This window comes from Actinoplanes sp. NPDC051633, assembly GCF_040681735.1.
GTDB lineage: Bacteria > Actinomycetota > Actinomycetes > Mycobacteriales > Micromonosporaceae > Actinoplanes.
Genome location: NZ_JBFAZH010001515.1, coordinates 1 through 1,565, shown reverse-complemented (window position 1 = coordinate 1,565; position 1,565 = coordinate 1). Strand labels below are relative to the sequence as shown.

General features: G+C 74.6%; 2 protein-coding genes. Both read right to left on the bottom strand.

Going from position 1 to position 1,565, the window contains the following annotated elements; genetic code table 11:
* Positions 1–649: alpha/beta hydrolase (locus AB0M20_RS42665; protein WP_364307126.1), on the bottom strand; the 649-nt coding region annotated here is incomplete at its 3' end.
* Positions 650–673: 24 nt separating this feature from the next.
* A partial coding sequence (locus tag AB0M20_RS42660) for a hypothetical protein (RefSeq protein ID WP_364307125.1) occupies positions 674–1,565 on the bottom strand: 892 nt, incomplete at its 5' end.

Below are 1,565 nucleotides of genomic sequence, written 5' to 3'. Positions count from 1 at the left end.
GGCCGGTGCCCGGGACGATTGCCAGCTGAGCGTTCGGCATCGCCCTGTGCATCGCGTGCACGTGGGCCGGCTCGACCTCGTCCTGGTCGCCGAACATCAGCAGCGTCGGCACCTCGATCGCCGCCAGGTCGTCCGTGGTCAGCGCCGGGTCGATGCGGTGCATCACCCTCAGCTTCTCCGACACCACCGCCCAGTGGTCGCGGCCGTCCGGGGACACCTCGCCGTACCAGTCGGCCAGCCACCGGTCGGCCTCCTCGTCCACGTCCAGCACGCCCGGCAGCCAGCCCTCGTGGTGGAAGACGCCGGAGGCGAACACCATGCGGCGTACGAGATCGGGGCGCTTCTGCGCGACCAGCAACGCGACCGGCGCGCCGTCGCTGTGCCCGAGGATGTGCACCGGGCCGCCGACCAGGTTCTCGATGAAGGCGATGCCGTCGTCGGCCATCTGCCCGAAGCTGATCGGCCCCGCCACGTCCGGGGTGCGGCCGTGGCCGCGGCGGTCGTACCGGTAGGTGTGGTAGCGCTCGGCCAAGCCGGCCAGGTTGCTGATCTCGAAGGCCCGGGAGTCGGCGCCGCCCGGGTGGAACAGCACCAGCGGCTCGCCCGAACCCTGCTCGGCGTACCAGGTGTCCACTTCGCCCAATCGCACTCGCGACATGGTCTTGTCCTCTCTTCACACGGTGGCCGGGGCGGCCTGGGTCACGGGGACTGCGGAGATCGCGGCGGCCACCAGGCCCGCGGCGCCCGCCAGGACGAACGCGGAGGTGGGGCCGGAGGTGTCGATCAGGGCGCCGCCGGCCGCCGCGCCGATCGACGAGCCGATGGCGGAGGCGGTGGCCAGCCAGGTGAAGGCCTCGGTCACGGTACCGGCCGGGGCGGCGGCGTCGACCATGGCGTACGCGCTGGCCAGCACCGGCGCGATCATGGAACCGGCAACCACGATGACCAGGGCGCTCGCCCTGCCGGTGGTGAGGCACAGGTGGCCCAGGCCGAGCAGGGCCAGCAGCAGCGTGAAGCCGCGACCGGCCGCGCCGCCACCGGCCTTCGCCGCGACGACGCCACCGGCGAGCGATCCGACGCCCCACAGGCCGAGCAGCAGGCCGGCCTTCGATCCCGCGGCCGCGGTGACGCCGACCTCGGTGGCGCCGAACACGACGCCGACCGCGACGAGCACGCCGACCAGGACGCGCATGGCCGGCGAGGCCAGGGCGCTGCGGCGGCCCGACGAGACGCGGGGCTCCGGCCGCCAGGAACGGGAGGCGGGGGAGAGCGCGAACGCCGCGGTCGCGATGATGAGTACGACGCCGGCCGCGATCAGCGCCGACCCGGACCCGGCGAGCGCGCCCAGGCCCAGCGCCAGCGGCGGGCCGGACACCCAGGTCAGCTCGGTCGCCGCCGCGTCCACCGCGTACGCCTTGCGCTGCTTCTCCTTGCCCGGGGTGCGCAGCGGGATCAGGGTCCGCATGCAGGCTCCGACCGGCGGCGTGCACAGGCCGATCAGCGCCGCCGGGATCAGCAGCAGCGGCAGGGGAGTCCCGGCCGGCAGCACCGCCGCCACGCACAGG